Here is a 15,356-nt window from a genome sequence, read left to right as displayed (position 1 = left end):
GCCGTTTCGCAGGCGTAAGCCGGCTGTGACAGACCGCGCGGAACGGACGCAGGGTCACGCGTCGGCGTTGCCGACCCGGAGCCGGCCGTGACGAAAGTCGACGCGACGGTCGCCGGTGACGAAAGCGGAAAGCCGTCGCCGCCGATCGGCGCAGGAACGCTTTTCGATCGTCTCAGGCGTCGCATCTGCGGTCTCGAGCTCGACCTCTCGCCTGGGCATGTCTCCGCGCATGCGCGGGAAAGCGATCCTTCAGGGATCGTATCGGACGTCCACGACGGTGAAGTCGCATTTGCGTTCCGGATGCTCCGGTCGGGGTGGTATCGCATCGTCGCCGAACTGGAGCCCGACGTGCCGGCCTGCCCGCGCATCTATGTCGCGCAGGCAGGCGCCTTTTCCAGGTATCAATCCGCCGCACTGTCGCGGGTCGGCAGGTCCAACCGCTATGAGGGGCGGTTTCTGGCGCGACTCCCCTTCGATTCGCTGCGTTTCGATCCCGCAAGCGGAATCGCGGAGCCCCGCTGCACGTCGATAAGGGTCTGCCGGCTCAGGCTCCACCGGCGATTCTTCGGCCTGGTTCTGTCGGCGTTGCGCCACGCGCACTGGCGCGCCGCGCCATTCCTGGCTCTCTGGACGGACTACGCGCGCCTCAAGCGATCGAAGGATTTCATCGATCTCGGCCGTTTCTGGCCGCAGCCGGGGGCGATCGGCGACTACGATGCCTGGATCGGGCAGTTCGATTATGTCGACGAACAGGATCGCTCGCGGCTGGCGCGGCGCCTTGCCGCGCTGCCTTCCCGGCCGCTCATCAGCATCGTCATGCCGGTCTGCGACACGCCGCCGAAGCTCCTGGATGAAGCGATCCGATCGGTGCTGGACCAGGTCAACCCGGACTGGGAGCTCTGCATCGCCAATGACGGGTCGCGCAGCCCGCATGTCCGACCGCAACTCGACCGCTGGGCCGCGCGCGACCGGCGCATCAAGGTCGTGCACCGCAGCGTGAACGGCCACATCTGCCATGCCACGAATTCCGCCTTCGCGCTCGCGACGGGCGAATGGGTCGCCATGCTCGATCATGACGACGTCCTGGCGCCGAACGCGCTCGCGGAGGTCGCTCTCGCGCTCGCCGCGCACCCCGATGCCGCGCTTGTCTACAGCGACGAAGACAAGATCGACGACGCGGGACGGCGCTTCGATCCCCATTTCAAGCCGGACCATTCGCCAGAACTCCTGCGTTCGATGAACTATTTCAATCACCTCACCGTCTGCCGTGCCGATCTCGTGCGCGCGGTGGGCGGATGGCGGCCGGGCTTCGAAGGTAGCCAGGACTACGACCTCGTCCTGCGGATCGTCGAGCGGGCGGCGCCGCGCCAGATCCTGCACGTTCCGAAGGTGCTGTATCACTGGCGGGCCGTGTCGGGATCGACGGCGCTGGCGGGCTCGGAAAAGGGGTACGCCTACGGAAACGGCTTGCGCGCGCTCGAAGAACATCTCGCGCGCACGGCGCCGGATGCGCGCGCACTCGACATCCCCGGCCTGCCGTTCTACCGCGTCCGCCATGCGATCCGGCAGCCGGAGCCGCCCGTCAGCCTGATCGTTCCGACGCGCGACCGCGTCGATCTCCTGCGGGTTGCCGTCGGGTCGATCCTCGAAAGGACCACCTACCGGACCTTCGAGATCATTGTCATGGACAACAACTCGCAGCAGGAGGAGACCTTCGCCTACTTCGAGGAGATCGCGCTCCACGACAATGTGCGTGTCATCCCCCATCCGCACCCGTTCAACTATTCGGCCATCAACAACGCGGCGGTGCGGCATGCCCGCGGCGAAATCATCGGTCTCATCAACAACGACGTCGAGGTCATCACGCCGGAATGGCTCGCCGAGATGGTCTCGTGGGCACAGCTCGACCGCGTCGGATGCGTCGGCGCGAAGCTCTATTTTCCCGACGACACCATCCAGCACGCCGGCGTGATCCTCGGCATCGGCGGCGTGGCCGGACATTCGCACAAGCATCTGCCCCGCGGTGAGAACGGCTACTTCTCGCGCGCCAGGGTGCTCCAGAACCTGTCGGCCGTCACGGGCGCCTGCCTTCTCGTCCGCCGTTCCGTCTACGACGAGGTGGGAGGGCTCGACGAGGTCCAGTTCAAGGTCGCGTTCAACGACGTCGATTTCTGCCTGCGCGTCGGGGCCGCGGGCTACGACAACGTCTGGACCCCGTTTGCCGAGCTCTACCATCACGAAAGCCCCTCGCGCGGCGCCGACGACACGCCGGAGAAGAAGGCGCGGTTCGACGGCGAGATCGCGGCGATGAAGGAACGCTGGCCGGCGCAGCTGGCGGCCGATCCTTACTACTCGCCCAACCTGACGACCCATGCGGAGGATTTCGGTATCAGGAAGTAGCCGCACCGGTTCGCGCGCCTCGTGGCCGCGTCGACCAGCCGCCCTACGAAAAGTAGCGCGACTTGAAGGAGTGGATGGTTCTCTCCAGACCGTCCTCGAAGGACACCTTCGGTTCCCAGCCGATGACCGACTTCGCCCGTGTGATGTCGGGCCGGCGCTGTCTCGGGTCGTCGGCCGGAAGCGGATGCCGCTCGATGGACGAGGACGAGCCCGTCAGCCGCAGCACCTTCTCGGCCAGTTCCAGGATGGTGATCTCTTCCGGATTGCCGAGGTTGATCGGTCCGGTGTGTTCCGGTCCGGTGTCCATGAAGCGGATCATGCCCTCGACGAGATCGTCCACATAGCAGAACGAGCGCGTCTGCTGTCCCTCGCCATAGATCGTCAGCGGCGCGCCCTGCAGCGCCTGCATGATGAAATTCGAGACCACCCGTCCGTCATTGGGGTGCATCCGCGGTCCGTAGGTGTTGAAGATGCGTACGACCTTGATCGGAACCGCATGCTGGCGATGATAGTCGAAGAACAGGGTCTCGGCGCAGCGCTTGCCCTCGTCGTAGCAGGCCCGCAGCCCGATCGGGTTGACGTTGCCCCAGTAGTCCTCGGTCTGGGGATGCACGGTCGGATCGCCATAGACCTCGCTGGTCGAGGCCTGGAGGATCGGCGCCTGCAGCCGCTTGGCCAACCCCAGCACGTTGATGGCCCCGTGCACCGAGGTCTTCGTCGTCTGGACGGGGTCGTGCTGGTAGTGCACCGGCGATGCCGGACAGGCGAGGTTGAAGATCCGGTCGACTTCCAGATGGATCGGGAAAGTGATGTCGTGCCGCAGCGCCTCGAAACGCGGGTTGGCGAGGAGGTGGCCGATATTCGTCCGCGAGCCGGTGAAGTAATTGTCGACGCTGACGACCTCCGTGTCGCGCTGGAGCAGCCGCTCGCAGAGATGCGAGCCGAGAAAGCCCGCGCCGCCGGTCACCAGGACGCGCTCGTGATAGCCGCGGGATGGAATCATCGCAGGAGATCCTTGGTACCGGTAGGCGCCGGCTGGCGTGCCCACGCCAGCGGAACACGGCATGCCACAGTCTGGCCGCATGGAAAAGCCGTCCCGCTCGAACGCATCGCACGATGCGTCCGGCCGCTGCCGGACGTGGGGGCGGACGCGCCGGCAGCGCCGGTCTCGCCCCGGCTCACCCGGCTCCCCCGATCTCCGCGACGATCTCTGCCAGGCCCTCGCGCCAGTCCGGTCTGGCGATGCCGAACGCCCGCTCGAAGCCGGTGCAGTCCAGCCGCGAATTCAGCGGCCGGCGCGCCCTGGTCGGATAGGCTGCGCTCGGGATGTCCTCCACCGCGCAGGACAGGCCGGCTTCCGTCATGATCGCCCGGGCGAACTCGGCCCAGCTCGTGTCGGGTGCGCCTGCGAAGTGGTGGGTGCCGCCGGCCGCCCCCGCCGCCATGTCGCGCGCCGCCGACAGCAGCGCCTCGGCGATCGCGCCGGCCGGCGTCGGTCCCCCGATCTGGTCGGAGACGACCCTCACGACGTCGCGCTCCCGCCCCAGCCGCAGCATCGTCCGGACGAAATTGGTTCCATGCGCCGACACGACCCAGCTCGTCCGCAGGACGAGATGGCGGGCACCGCTTGCGCGGATGGCGGCCTCCCCGGCGAGCTTGGAGCGGCCATAGGCATTGAGCGGTGCCGGTGCGTCGGCGGGCTCGAAGGGCCGGGTGCCGGAGCCGTCGAAGACGTAGTCGGTGGAAAGGTGGAGCAACGGGATGCCGCGCTCTGCGCAGGCCTGCGCCATGGCGCCCGGCGCCGCGCCGTTCACCAGCGTCGCGAGCGTCTCGTCGTCCTCCGCATGGTCGACGGCGGTCCAGGCGGCAGCGTTGATGACCACGTCGACGTCCGACGAGCGGATGGCCGCGGCGCAGCGTTCGGGCACCGACAGGTCGGCCTGTTCGCGGCCAAGGAAGATCGCCTGCATGCCGGGCGGGCAGCGCCGTGCGAGTTCGCGCGCCACCTGACCCGTCTTGCCGAAGACGAGGAGCTTCATCCTGCCGGATTCCCGTGACGTGCCGCCCGGTCCCTCATGCGTTCTCGCCGAGCACGAAGGGACTGTCGAAGTCCGACCAGGGCATCGCCTGGGCATCCTTCGTCGACAGGACGGGCGCCGTCTCGAGCGGCCAGTGGATGCCGAGGCTGTCCCAGCGCACCGACCTGTCGCAGTCCGGCGCATAGCCGTCCGAACACTTGTACTGCACCAGGGTGTCCGGCTCGAGCGTGACGAAGCCGTGCAGGAAGCCTTTCGGCACGAAGATCTGACGTCCGTTGCCCTGCGTCAGTTCCACGCCCATCCAGCTTCCATAGGTCGGCGAACCCCGGCGGATGTCGACGACCACGTCGAAGATCGCACCCTGCGTGCAGCGAACCAGCTTGTCCTGCGCATGCGGCGGCGCCTGGAAATGCAGGCCGCGCAGCGTGCCGGGTGTGGCCGACATCGAGCAATTGTCCTGGACGAAGTCGACATCGATCCCGAGGTCGCGAAAGCGCGTCCGGTTCCAGATCTCTTCGAAGTAACCCCGCTCGTCGGAGAAACGTCGCGGTTCCAGCACCAGGACGCCGCCAGGATTTTGCTGCTCCACCCCCGGATGTATGTTCACCATCGCTCCCGTCTTCTTCGGCAGGCGCCAAGAACGTGTCGCATGCATCGCGCCGACCACATAACGGCCTGCGCGCCAAAGACAAGCAGAAGCGGATACCGTTCTTGCGCAATCTTGCGCAGTCCGGTCGGTGTGCATGTCTCCGCTCCCCATCGTAAGGGGCGGCCGAAATGCGTCACCGCGCAGCCCGCGACGCAAGAGGCCGCCGCCGCCGGTTCTGCCTCGCTGCGGATGCGCCGTCGGAACTGGCTCGCACGGCCCCCGAAACGTCGTCGGCCGAGTGCGCGGCCTGGCGGAAGGGTTCAGGCCAGGAAAGGCGGCCGGCGGCGATCACGCCGCAGCCGTCACGAATGCGCGAAGATGTCTTCCTCGTCCCAGCCCATCAGGTCGAGCTTCGCCCGCGTCGGCAGGAAGTCGAAGCATGCCTCCGCTTCCGACCCCCGGCCGTCGCGGATCAGCCGTGCCGTCAGTGCTTCGCGCAGCCGGTGCAGGTGCAGCACGTCCGAGGCGGCATATTCGAGCTGCTCCGGCGACAGGATCTCCGCCGCCCAGTCCGACGACTGCTGCTGCTTCGACAGCGAGATGCCGAGAAACTCCTGGCAGACGTCCTTCAGCCCGTGCCGGTCGGTGTAGGTGCGTGTCAGCCGCGACGCGATCTTGGTGCAGAACACCGGCTGCGGCATGACGCCCAGGTTGTGGAACAGCACGGCGAGGTCGAACCGGCCGAAATGGAAGATCTTGGTGATCCCCGGATCGCGCAGCAGCCTGGCGAGGTTCGGCGCCTCGGTCTGGCCGCGCTCGATCTGGATCACGTCGGCCGACCCGTCTCCGGGCGAGATCTGCACCACGCAGAGCCGGTCGCGATGCGGCTTCAGGCCGAGTGTCTCGGTGTCGATGGCGACCGCGTCGACGGCGTAGTTCGAGAGATCCGGCAGGTCGTGCTTGTGGAAGCGGATGGTCATTCTGTTCTCCTCAGGCAGCCAGCGCGCCGAGAATGCGCGCCCAGGACCGCTGGCCCTTCTGGAACGACGACAATTCGTATTTCTCGTTCGGCGAATGGACGCGATCGTCCGGCAGGCCGAAGCCGACCAGCAGCGAGTCCATGCCCAGCAAGGACTGGAAGTCGCCGACGATCGGGATCGAGCCGCCCATCGCGATCATCACCGTCTCGTTCGGCCACTCGTCCGAGAGCGCCTGCTTCGCCTTGATCAGGAGCGGCGAGTCGTAGGGCAGCTGGATCGCCGGCGATCCGCCATGCTTGTGGAACTCGACGGAGCAATCGGCCGGGATGCGCTCCTGCACGAAGGCGCGGAAGGCGGCGCGGATCGCCTCGGGCTGCTGCCGGTGCACCAGGCGGAACGACACCTTCGCCGAGGCTTCCGCGGCGATCACGGTCTTGAAGCCCTTGCCGGTATAGCCGCCGGTGATGCCGTTGACTTCCGCCGTCGGCCGGGCCCAGGTGAGTTCGAGGATCGAGCGGCCCTTTTCGCCGGAGGGGACCGACAGGCCGATGTCGCTCAGCAGGTCTTCGGCCCGGCTGCCGAGCTTCTCCCACCCGGCCAGGATCTCCGGCGGCGTCTCGTCGACGCCGTCGTAGAAACCGGCGAGCGTGACGCGGCCGTCCGCGTCGTGCAGGTCGGCGAGGATCGTCGACAGGATATGGATCGGATTGGCCGCCGCGCCGCCATAGAGGCCCGAATGCAGGTCGCGGCTCGCCGCCTTCACCACGATCTCCTCGCCCACGAGGCCGCGCAGGCCGGTCGAGATCGCGGGCGTCTCGTGGTCCAGCATGCCGGTGTCGCAGACCAGCGCGAAATCGGCCTTCAGCTCCTCGGCATTGGCTTCGAGGAAGGGCTTCAGCGACGGCGAGCCGGACTCTTCCTCGCCCTCGAACAGGATGGTCACGGCGCAGGGCAGCGAGCCCGTCGCCGCCTTCCAGGCGCGGCAGGCCTCCACGAAGGTCATCAGCTGGCCCTTGTCGTCGGCCGAGCCGCGACCGGTGATGATTTTGCGGCCCGATGACCCGGTCTTGACGGCGGGCGCGAAGGGATCGTCCTCCCAGAGTTCCAGCGGATCGACGGGCTGCACGTCGTAATGACCGTAGAACAGCACGTGCGGCGCGTCGGCCGAGGCACCCGCATGATGCGCCACCACCATCGGATGGCCGGCGGTATCCCGGACGCCGGCGGTGAAGCCGATCGAGACGAGGTCCTCCACCAGCCACTCCGCCGCCTTGCGGCAGTCGCCGGCATAGGCCGGGTCCGTCGAGATCGACGGTATGCGCAACAGTTCGAACAGACGATCGAGACTGCCGGGCAGGCCGGAATCGAGAGCCGAGAGAACGGAGGATGGAACGGTCATGGCGGGACGCTCGCGAATGCACTCTGGAAAGGAGGCGCGACCCTACTGCAAGGGCGACCGAAAGGGGAGGGGGTGTTTGGACAAGCGGTCGGCGCGCGCGACGTCAGGTCTTCGGAACGAAAACCTCCACCGCGGCCGGATGCACCATGAAGCGGGCCGGCGTCGCGGTGACGATCTCGCCGTCCGTGTTCACCGGCATCGGCCGCCTCGTCACCACGTCGAAGCGCACGCACTTGGCCGTGCGCACCTCGCTCCAGAGGCCCTGCCGCCCGGCCCGGAACGACCGCATCATGGCGGCCAGCTTCCACACGTTCGAGACCTCCAGGCTGTAGAGATCGAGATAGCCGTCGTCGATCGACGCCTTTTCCTCCACCACGTTGCCGCCGCCGTAGTGGCGACCGTTGCCGACCGCGATCTGATAGGTCGAAACCTGTGTCTCGAAGTCCTTCTCGGTGATCGTCGCCTCGAAGCGGCGGCTTCGCGACAGCACGCGCAGCGCGGCGATGGCATAGCCGAGCCGGCCCCAGCGCTTCTTCAGCCCGGCGTCGAGCTTTCGCGCCAGGTCGGCGGAGAGCCCGATGCTGGCGACGTTGAAGAAGGCATGGCCGTTGACGGAGCCGACGTCGATGCGCCGCGTGGCGCCCGACACGATCACGTCGGCGGCCTGTTCGAGGTCCATGGGAATGTCGAGCGTGCGGGCGAGGTCGTTGGCGGTGCCCATCGGGATGATGCCCAGCGGCAGGCCGCTTTCCATCACCGCCATGGCGCCGGACGCGATGGTCCCGTCGCCGCCGCACAGCACGATCAGGTCCGCCGTCTCGCGCAGCCGCACGATGTCGCGCGCGAGCTCCGGCAGCGCCGAGAAGGGCTCGACGGTCACGGCGAGCCCGCCCTGTACCAGCCGCGGCATCACCGCACCGAATCCCTCTGCCGCGCGCCGGGCACCGGGGTTGAACAGCAGCAGCGCACGTCGCTTGCGGGCGTCGGTTCGATCTTGCATCCAGTATCCGTCGAATTGAGGCCGGTAGGGGTTCCCGAAACGAAAATCGGCCACCGTGGTGGAGGGGGACTACCACGGTGGCCGGACTTTAAAATGCGGCGGCCCGGAGAGGGGGGGATGAGGCCGCCGCGCTGTTCGGCGAGGCGGGGGACGGGCCTTTGACCGAACTCGGAAGCAACTTCCGATGACATGAAAATTGGATTTCGATCGTGGCGATTCAAGGGCGCGAAGATTACATCTTCGTAACCAATTCGTGAACGTGCCCGCGCCTTGGCGCTGCGGAGCAGAGGGCGGTCTGTGGAGGCAGGTCCACGCGGCGCTCGGTCCGGCTGGTGACCCGTCTATGCCACGTGCCGACCGCGGATTCAACCGCCGGAGGCCGCGCGCCCGTCACATCGTGGCGGGAGGGATGTGCCGGCCGCGTCGTTTCGCGTGGATTTCGCCCGGTTCCCGCGCTAAGCCTTCGCCCATGAAAAAGGGCGATCATCTCTTCCTCGTCGACGGCTCGGGCTACATCTTCCGCGCCTATCACGCACTGCCGCCGCTGACCCGCAAGTCGGACGGGCTACCGGTCGGCGCCGTCTCCGGCTTCTGCAACATGCTGTGGAAGCTGATGGTCAGTGCCCGCGATACCGATGTCGGCGTCGTGCCGACGCATTTCGCCGTCATCTTCGACTATTCCTCGAAGACCTTCCGCAACGAGCTCTACCCCGAATACAAGGCCAACCGGTCCGCCCCGCCCGAAGACCTCGTGCCGCAGTTCGGGCTGATCCGGCAGGCCACCCGCGCCTTCGACCTGCCCTGCATCGAGATGGAGGGCTTCGAGGCCGACGACATCATCGCCACCTATGCCAGGCTCGCCTGCGAGGCCGGCGCCGACACCACCATCATCTCCTCCGACAAGGACCTGATGCAGCTCGTCGGCGAGACCGTCTCGATGTACGACCCGATGAAGGACCGCGAGATCAAGGTGCCCGAGGTCATCGAGAAATGGGGCGTGCCGCCCGAGAAGATGATCGACCTGCAGGCGCTGACCGGCGATTCCGTCGACAATGTGCCGGGCGTGCCGGGCATCGGGCCCAAGACCGCAGCCCAGCTCCTCGAGCAGTTCGGCGATCTCGACACGCTGCTGTCCCGCGCCTCCGAGATCAAGCAGAACAAGCGCCGCGAGAGCATCATCGAGAACGCCGACAAGGCCCGCATCTCCCGCGAGCTGGTGCGGCTGCGCAACGACGTGCCGCTCGCCGAGGGGCTCGACGACCTGACGCTGCAGCCGCCGAACGGCCCGAAGCTGATCGGCTTCCTGAAGGCGATGGAGTTCACGTCGCTCACGCGCCGCGTCGCCGAGGCGACGGATGCCGACGCGACCGCCGTCGATGCCGCCGAGATCGAAGTCCAGCGCGGCGCAGACGCGCACGGTCCCGACGTCGGAGCCGGTGATCCGCCCGGCGGAAGCCTGACGGCCGGCGGCGAGCCGAAGCCGAGCCCGGCGGGATCGTCCCCCGCCATGGCCGGTGCGCCCACCCCTGCCGATCTCGTTGCCGCCCGCGCGGCCGAGGCTCTCGCCACGCCGATCGACCGCTCCGCCTACGTCACGATCCGCGACCTTGCGACATTGCTCGACTGGCTGGCCGATGCCCGCGAGACCGGCGTTCTGTCGATCGACACCGAAACCACCTCGCTCTATCCCATGGAGGCGGAACTCGTCGGCTTCTCCATCGCCACCCGCCCGGGCAAGGCCGCCTACGTGCCGCTCGCCCACCGCAACGGCACCGGCGACCTGCTCGGCGGCGGCGAGAGGCTGCCGGGCCAGATTCCCTTCGACGCGGCACTGGCGGCGCTGCGCCCCGTGCTCGTCGACCGCTCGGTGCTGAAGATCGGCCAGAACATCAAGTACGACTGGGTGCTGCTCGACCGGCTCGACCTCACCATGGCGCCGCTCGACGACACGATGCTGATGTCCTACGTGCTCGATGGGGGCTCCTCCAGCGGCAACACCGGCGGGCACGGCATGGACAAGCTGGCCGAGCGCTGGCTCGGCCACACCTGCATCGCCTACAAGGAGGTTGCGGGCAGCGGCAAGTCGGCCGTCACCTTCGACATGGTCGACATCGACCGCGCCACCACCTATGCCGCCGAGGATGCAGACGTGGCGCTCAGGCTCTGGCGCCTGCTCAAGCCGCGCCTCGTCGCAGAGAGCCTCATTTCGGTCTACGAACGGCTGGAGCGGCCGCTGATCGACGTGCTCGGCCGCATGGAGCGACGCGGCATCGCCGTCGACCGCCAGATCCTGTCGCGTCTCTCGGGCGATTTCGCGCAGGCGGCCGCCGCGCTGGAGGACGAGATCTACCAGCTCGCAGGCGAGCGCTTCAACATCGGCTCGCCCAAGCAGCTGGGCGACATCCTCTTCGGCAAGATGGGACTGGCCGGCGCCACAAAGACCGCGACGGGCCAGTGGTCCACCTCCGCGCGCATCCTGGAGGATCTCGCCGCCGAGGGCCACGATCTGCCGCGCCGCATCGTCGACTGGCGCCAGCTCACCAAGCTCAAATCCACCTACACCGACGCGCTGCCGGGCTTCATCAACCGCGACACGAAGCGCGTCCACACCTGCTATTCGATGGCGTCGACCTCGACGGGCCGGCTCTCCTCATCCGAGCCCAACCTGCAGAACATTCCGATCCGCACCGCCGAAGGCCGCAAGATCCGCACCGCCTTCGTCGCCGAACCCGGCCGCAAGCTCATCTCTGCCGACTATTCGCAGATCGAGCTGCGCGTCCTCGCCCATGTCGCCGACATCCCGCAGCTGCGCCAGGCCTTCGCCGACGGCATCGACATCCATGCCATGACGGCCTCGGAGATGTTCGGCGTGCCGGTCGAGGGCATGCCGGGCGAGGTGCGCCGCCGCGCCAAGGCGATCAATTTCGGCATCATCTACGGCATTTCGGCCTTCGGGCTGGCCAACCAGCTGTCGATCCCGCGCGAGGAGGCCGGCGCCTACATCAGGAAGTATTTCGAGCGCTTCCCCGGCATCCGCGACTACATGGACGAGACCAAGGCGATTGCGCGCGACAAGGGCTATGTCGAGACCATCTTCGGCCGCCGCGCGCATTACCCCGAAATCCGCGCCTCGAACCCGCAGGTGCGCGCCTTCAACGAGCGCGCCGCCATCAACGCGCCTATCCAGGGCTCGGCCGCCGACGTCATCCGCCGCGCGATGGTTCGCATGGAGGACGAGCTGGACAAGGCAGGCCTGTCCGACGTCGAGATGCTCCTGCAGGTGCACGACGAACTGATCTTCGAAGCCCCCGAGAGCCTGGTGGACAAGGCGATCCCCGTCATCCGCCACGTCATGGAACACGCCGCCATGCCGGCGGTCGCCATGCGTGTGCCGCTGCGGGTGGATGCCAGGGCGGCAAGCAACTGGGACGAGGCGCATTGAGGGCTGGGTACCAATGACCGCCCGGTTTCCGCATCGCTACGAATCCCTTGCGCCGACGAACGCCAGCAAAGGGCTGTAGTCTCGGGCGTCGGCCGCGCGAAGCGCCGCAATGTAGGCTTCTCGGCGCGCATGGTGGGCCTGCAGATCAAACCCGATCGACCATGCTACGGGAGGGTGCGCATAGGCATCTTGAAGGAGGATGTCGGCGGCAATCCGGGCGTGTCGGCCATTGCCATTCGGAAATGGATGAACCTGCACCATTCTGTGATGGAAGCGCGCCGCAGCTTCGAGCGGACGATAGACGCTGTTCTTTGCCCAGTAGCGCGCGTCGTCGAGCAGCATGCGAAGCTGCACGGGGATGTGCAGCGGATCGATGCCGATGGTCTTCTCCGTCCGGCGATACGTGCCCGCCCAGGCCCAGACGTCTCCGAAGAGACGCTTGTGCAAGGTTCGGACGAAGCGGTCATCGAAGATGGATCCCCCGCGGCGTCGCGCGATCCAGGCGAGCCCTTGCTCGATGTTCGCCTGTTCGAGCTCGTCAAGCTCGCCGCGTGTCGTGACATGTGCAAACCTGAGGCCGTGCCTTTCGTCCGGATCGAGCGGCGTCGCCCCATCCGGATCGTCAGTCATTGGACTTCCAGAAGTCGGACGGTGCGTCGCGAAGCATTTCGTCCGTCAGGTCGTCGACGCGCTGCGCCGTCTGGGCGCTGGTCAGCGACTGCTTTTCCAAAGCCATGTGAGCGCTGGCGCGCTGCACCCGGGCCTCCGCCTTGCGGCGCGCTTGGGCACGGATGAGAGAGTCGGCGTTGCCCTCTTCGGGAATGATCGCATAGACGAAGCGTCCGCCCATCGCCTGCGCGAGCTTCTGCATCTGGTTGATCGTGATGGCGCCGTCGCGTTCGTTGCGTTCGGCCTGATAGACCGCATTTCGACTGACCCCCGCGCGTGCTGCGACGTCCGAGCCCGACATGCCGAGCGCTTTGCGAAGCACGGTGAGCCACCCTTCGGGAGGCGTTGCCGCCGTCGCCAGTCGTTCCGCCATCCGGTCGACGATCTGTGAATACTGCTTCCTGGCCGTGGTCTTGACAGTCATTGCCCGCTCGCCCTTTGGCGTCGACACTCTTGCCTATCAAGAAATAGGCGAGAGTCGCTTGAGCGTCAATCTATTGATATGCATTTTGACGCTTTCTGCATATCAAAAGATAGGCGTTTCAGCGGATCTGGGATGCGCACGGCTGTTATCCGCAACCTCTCCGCCGCGCACGGGCAAGCGGGTTCGTTCACCCCGCCGCCGCCTCCAGCGCCGCGATGTCGATCTTCCGCATCTGCATCAGCGCCGGCCAGACCTTGGCGCTCTGCGGCCCGGTGAACAGCTCCACCGCGCGCTTCGGCACGATCTGCCACGACAGGCCGAAGCGGTCCTTCAGCCAGCCGCACCGGCTCTCCGCCCCGCCGTCGGCTGTGAGTGCCGCCCACAGCCGGTCGGTTTCGGCCTGGTCCGCAGTCGAGACCGAAATCGACACGGCCTCGCTCAGCGTGAAGTGCGGCCCGCCGTTCAGCGCCTGGTAGGGCGTGCCGGCCAGCGTGAACTCGACCGACAGCACCTTTCCGGCCTTGGCGATCGGCTGCCCCTCCGCATGCCGGCCGATATGGCCGATGCGGCTGCCGGGGATCAGCCCACAGTAGAACTCGGCCGCCGGCAGCGCCTGGTCGTCGAACCAGAGGCAGGTGCGGACCTTGGGGGTCTCCGTCATGGCGTCCTCCTCAGGTGGCGCGTTTCGAGCCTTCGATGATCAGCATCCACGGCGTGCCGAAGCGGTCGGTGAACATGGCGAAGCGGTCGGCCCAGAAGGTCTCGGCCGGCGCCATCATGATCCGCTCGGCGTCCTTCGCCAGGATCGCGTAGATGCGGTCGAACTCCTCCATCGACGTCGGCGTGATCGAGACCGAGAAGCCCTGCGGCTTCGAGTACCATTCCTCCGGCGCGTCGGACGCCATCACGGTGGCGCTTCCGAGCCGGATCGACATGTTCATGACCAGGTCGTCGCCGCCCGGCATCCGCTCCTCCGGCGCCGGCGCCTCGGCATTGGTGAAGACGCCGAGCACGGTTCCGCCCAGCGTCTCGGCATAGAGGGTCATCGCCTCGCGGCAGTTGCCCTTGAAGTTCAGGTAGATCGTCGGTTCCATCGGTTTCTCCTCCCGGTTTCAGAGTGTCTTTGCCAGTTCCGCGAGCTGGTCGGCGGCCTTGCCCCACCCCTCGTGAAAACCCATCGCCTCGTGTTCCTTCATGGTCTCCTCCGACCAGTGCATGGCGCGGGCGGTGTAGGTCGTGCGGCCGTCGCCTGCATCCTCGAACAGCACCTCGCCGACCATGAAGGGCCGGTCGGAGGGGATCCATCCAGGCAGGAAGGCGTCGGTGAAGACCAGCCGCTCCTGCGGCACCACATCGAGATAGACGCCGCGATTCTCGAAGCGCTCGCCGTTCGGCCCGTTCATGACGTTGAAGCTCTCGCCGCCGGGCCTGAGGTCCACGCGGCTGTCGGTCACGTACCAGGGCTTGGGGCAGAACCACTGGTTCAGCAGGTCAGGCTCGGTCCAGCAGCGCCAGAGCGCGGCAACGGGGGCGTCGATGACACGCTTCAGCGTGAGCACGTGTTTCGGTTCGGTGGTCATGGGTTCGTTCCTTCCTTTTTCCCGTCGTTGATGCCGTTCCCGCTCTGCGGGCGAACGCCGAACAGGCATTCGATGTAGCGCCTGAGATGGTCGATCGCCTCGATCGCATGCCGCGTCTCGCCGCTCGCCTTGGCCAGGATGAAGCCGCCCTGGATCACCGCCTGGGTGTGCAGCGCCAGACTTTCGGCGGTCCAGTCGGGCGACAGCCCGCGGTCGTCGATCGCCGCCTGGATGTCGGCCACCAGCGTCCCGGCATGGCCGTGGATGCTCGCCCAGCAGGCTTCGCGAATGTCCGGTGCGGTCTCGTAGGCTTCCTGCGCCATGGTCCCGACGAGGCAGGTGAACTCCGGCAGCGTCCCCTGGACGAGATCCCGCCGCAGGTCGACATAGGCGAGCAGCCGGTCGAGCGGGTCGGCGGGCGCGTGGTAGTCCGCAGCCGCGAAGAGTGCGCCTGTCATCTCCGCCCAGTGCTGCGCGGCGCCGATCGCCAGATCCTCCTTCGAGGAAAAATGGTGGAAGAACGAACCCTTCGACAGCCCGGCCGCCCTGCAGATGTCGTCAACCGTCGTCGCCGCAAAGCCCTGCGCGCGGATGACGTTCGTCGCGGCCTCGAGCAGGCGCGTGCGCGTTTGCGGGTTTGCGGGGCGGGCCAGGGGGAACCTCCGTCGGACAAGTCCCGTGTTTAATACCGACCAGTTGGTTTGTAATCAAGTCCTCAATGTTCATGGCACCCCGAAAGGCCGGTGGATGCCATCCGCCTCGTTTGGCCCGTGCCGCGAATCTTCCGCTCCGCGAGCGGTGCGAGCAGGCCCTGCCGTTGGATCAGGCCCCCGG

At 67.0% G+C, this 15,356-nt stretch carries 14 protein-coding genes; 2 read left to right on the top strand and 12 right to left on the bottom strand.

Features of this window, described 5'->3' with window-relative positions:
• Positions 1-87 precede the first annotated feature (87 nt).
• Positions 88-2,400: a glycosyltransferase family 2 protein gene (locus N1F91_RS20340; RefSeq protein ID WP_289994986.1), complete on the top strand. Its 2,313-nt coding sequence runs from the start codon at positions 88-90 to the stop codon at positions 2,398-2,400.
• A gap of 43 nt (positions 2,401-2,443) precedes the next feature.
• Here N1F91_RS20340 and N1F91_RS20335 read toward each other — a convergent pair whose 3' ends face one another.
• The 6 genes from N1F91_RS20335 to N1F91_RS20310 all read right to left on the bottom strand — a co-directional run bounded on the left by N1F91_RS20335 (position 2,444) and on the right by N1F91_RS20310 (position 8,407).
• Entirely contained in the window at positions 2,444-3,403 is a 960-nt protein-coding gene (locus tag N1F91_RS20335) for a UDP-glucuronic acid decarboxylase family protein (protein WP_289994985.1), read from the bottom strand.
• 175 nt (positions 3,404-3,578) lie between these two features.
• Positions 3,579-4,439, bottom strand: coding sequence for a dTDP-4-dehydrorhamnose reductase (gene rfbD / locus N1F91_RS20330; protein WP_289994984.1), 861 nt, complete (start codon positions 4,437-4,439; stop codon positions 3,579-3,581).
• 34 nt (positions 4,440-4,473) lie between these two features.
• Positions 4,474-5,049 carry a dTDP-4-dehydrorhamnose 3,5-epimerase gene (gene rfbC / locus N1F91_RS20325; RefSeq protein ID WP_289994981.1) on the bottom strand — a complete coding sequence of 192 codons (576 nt, stop codon included), beginning with the start codon at positions 5,047-5,049 and terminating at the stop codon, positions 4,474-4,476.
• 341 nt (positions 5,050-5,390) lie between these two features.
• Positions 5,391-6,008, bottom strand: coding sequence for a ribonuclease D (locus tag N1F91_RS20320; protein ID WP_289994979.1), 618 nt, complete (start codon positions 6,006-6,008; stop codon positions 5,391-5,393).
• Positions 6,009-6,018: 10 nt separating this feature from the next.
• Positions 6,019-7,407 carry a dipeptidase gene (locus tag N1F91_RS20315; protein ID WP_289994978.1) on the bottom strand — a complete coding sequence of 463 codons (1,389 nt, stop codon included), beginning with the start codon at positions 7,405-7,407 and terminating at the stop codon, positions 6,019-6,021.
• A gap of 103 nt (positions 7,408-7,510) precedes the next feature.
• Positions 7,511-8,407, bottom strand: a complete 897-nt coding sequence (locus N1F91_RS20310) for a lipid kinase (RefSeq protein ID WP_289994977.1) — start codon at positions 8,405-8,407, stop codon at positions 7,511-7,513.
• 469 nt (positions 8,408-8,876) lie between these two features.
• On the opposite strand from N1F91_RS20310, the gene polA reads away from it, so the two are divergent.
• The gene (gene polA / locus N1F91_RS20305) at positions 8,877-11,849 is read left to right on the top strand and encodes a DNA polymerase I (RefSeq protein WP_289994976.1); all 2,973 of its coding nucleotides are present in this window, start codon (positions 8,877-8,879) and stop codon (positions 11,847-11,849) included.
• 36 nt (positions 11,850-11,885) lie between these two features.
• Here the strand turns inward: polA and N1F91_RS20300 are convergent, their stop codons facing one another.
• The 6 genes from N1F91_RS20300 to N1F91_RS20275 all read right to left on the bottom strand — a co-directional run bounded on the left by N1F91_RS20300 (position 11,886) and on the right by N1F91_RS20275 (position 15,175).
• Positions 11,886-12,479, bottom strand: a complete 594-nt coding sequence (locus N1F91_RS20300; protein ID WP_289994975.1) for a mobile mystery protein B — start codon at positions 12,477-12,479, stop codon at positions 11,886-11,888.
• Entirely contained in the window at positions 12,472-12,942 is a 471-nt protein-coding gene (locus N1F91_RS20295; protein ID WP_289994974.1) for a mobile mystery protein A, read from the bottom strand. The genes N1F91_RS20300 and N1F91_RS20295 overlap by 8 nt, the downstream gene beginning before the upstream one ends.
• A 187-nt stretch (positions 12,943-13,129) precedes the next feature.
• Positions 13,130-13,603 (bottom strand): VOC family protein, encoded by a 474-nt coding sequence (locus tag N1F91_RS20290; RefSeq protein ID WP_289994973.1) that lies wholly within the window; start codon positions 13,601-13,603, stop codon positions 13,130-13,132.
• Positions 13,604-13,613: 10 nt separating this feature from the next.
• Entirely contained in the window at positions 13,614-14,036 is a 423-nt protein-coding gene (locus N1F91_RS20285; RefSeq protein WP_289994972.1) for a VOC family protein, read from the bottom strand.
• A gap of 18 nt (positions 14,037-14,054) precedes the next feature.
• Entirely contained in the window at positions 14,055-14,522 is a 468-nt protein-coding gene (locus N1F91_RS20280) for an SRPBCC family protein (protein ID WP_289994971.1), read from the bottom strand.
• The gene (locus N1F91_RS20275) at positions 14,519-15,175 is read right to left on the bottom strand and encodes a TetR/AcrR family transcriptional regulator (RefSeq protein WP_289995020.1); all 657 of its coding nucleotides are present in this window, start codon (positions 15,173-15,175) and stop codon (positions 14,519-14,521) included. The genes N1F91_RS20280 and N1F91_RS20275 overlap by 4 nt, the downstream gene beginning before the upstream one ends.
• Between the last annotated feature and the right edge of the window lie 181 nt (positions 15,176-15,356).

It is taken from the genome of Aquibium sp. ELW1220, assembly GCF_030398385.1.
Lineage (GTDB): Bacteria > Pseudomonadota > Alphaproteobacteria > Rhizobiales > Rhizobiaceae > Aquibium.
The sequence above is the reverse complement of the archived record's forward strand: the minus strand, read 5'-3'. Positions and strand labels throughout refer to the sequence as shown.

Excerpts from the sequence above, each read along its gene's own strand:
- N1F91_RS20315 (WP_289994978.1), bottom strand. The coding sequence starts at position 7,407 with ATGACCGTTCCATCCTCCGTTCTCTCGGCTCTCGATTCCGGCCTGCCC.
- N1F91_RS20300 (WP_289994975.1), bottom strand. The coding sequence starts at position 12,479 with ATGACTGACGATCCGGATGGGGCGACGCCGCTCGATCCGGACGAAAGG.
- N1F91_RS20320 (WP_289994979.1), bottom strand. The coding sequence starts at position 6,008 with ATGACCATCCGCTTCCACAAGCACGACCTGCCGGATCTCTCGAACTAC.
- N1F91_RS20310 (WP_289994977.1), bottom strand. The coding sequence starts at position 8,407 with ATGCAAGATCGAACCGACGCCCGCAAGCGACGTGCGCTGCTGCTGTTC.
- rfbC (WP_289994981.1), bottom strand. The coding sequence starts at position 5,049 with ATGGTGAACATACATCCGGGGGTGGAGCAGCAAAATCCTGGCGGCGTC.
- N1F91_RS20290 (WP_289994973.1), bottom strand. The coding sequence starts at position 13,603 with ATGACGGAGACCCCCAAGGTCCGCACCTGCCTCTGGTTCGACGACCAG.
- N1F91_RS20285 (WP_289994972.1), bottom strand. The coding sequence starts at position 14,036 with ATGGAACCGACGATCTACCTGAACTTCAAGGGCAACTGCCGCGAGGCG.
- rfbD (WP_289994984.1), bottom strand. The coding sequence starts at position 4,439 with ATGAAGCTCCTCGTCTTCGGCAAGACGGGTCAGGTGGCGCGCGAACTC.
- N1F91_RS20295 (WP_289994974.1), bottom strand. The coding sequence starts at position 12,942 with ATGACTGTCAAGACCACGGCCAGGAAGCAGTATTCACAGATCGTCGAC.
- N1F91_RS20335 (WP_289994985.1), bottom strand. The coding sequence starts at position 3,403 with ATGATTCCATCCCGCGGCTATCACGAGCGCGTCCTGGTGACCGGCGGC.
- polA (WP_289994976.1), top strand. The coding sequence starts at position 8,877 with ATGAAAAAGGGCGATCATCTCTTCCTCGTCGACGGCTCGGGCTACATC.
- N1F91_RS20280 (WP_289994971.1), bottom strand. The coding sequence starts at position 14,522 with ATGACCACCGAACCGAAACACGTGCTCACGCTGAAGCGTGTCATCGAC.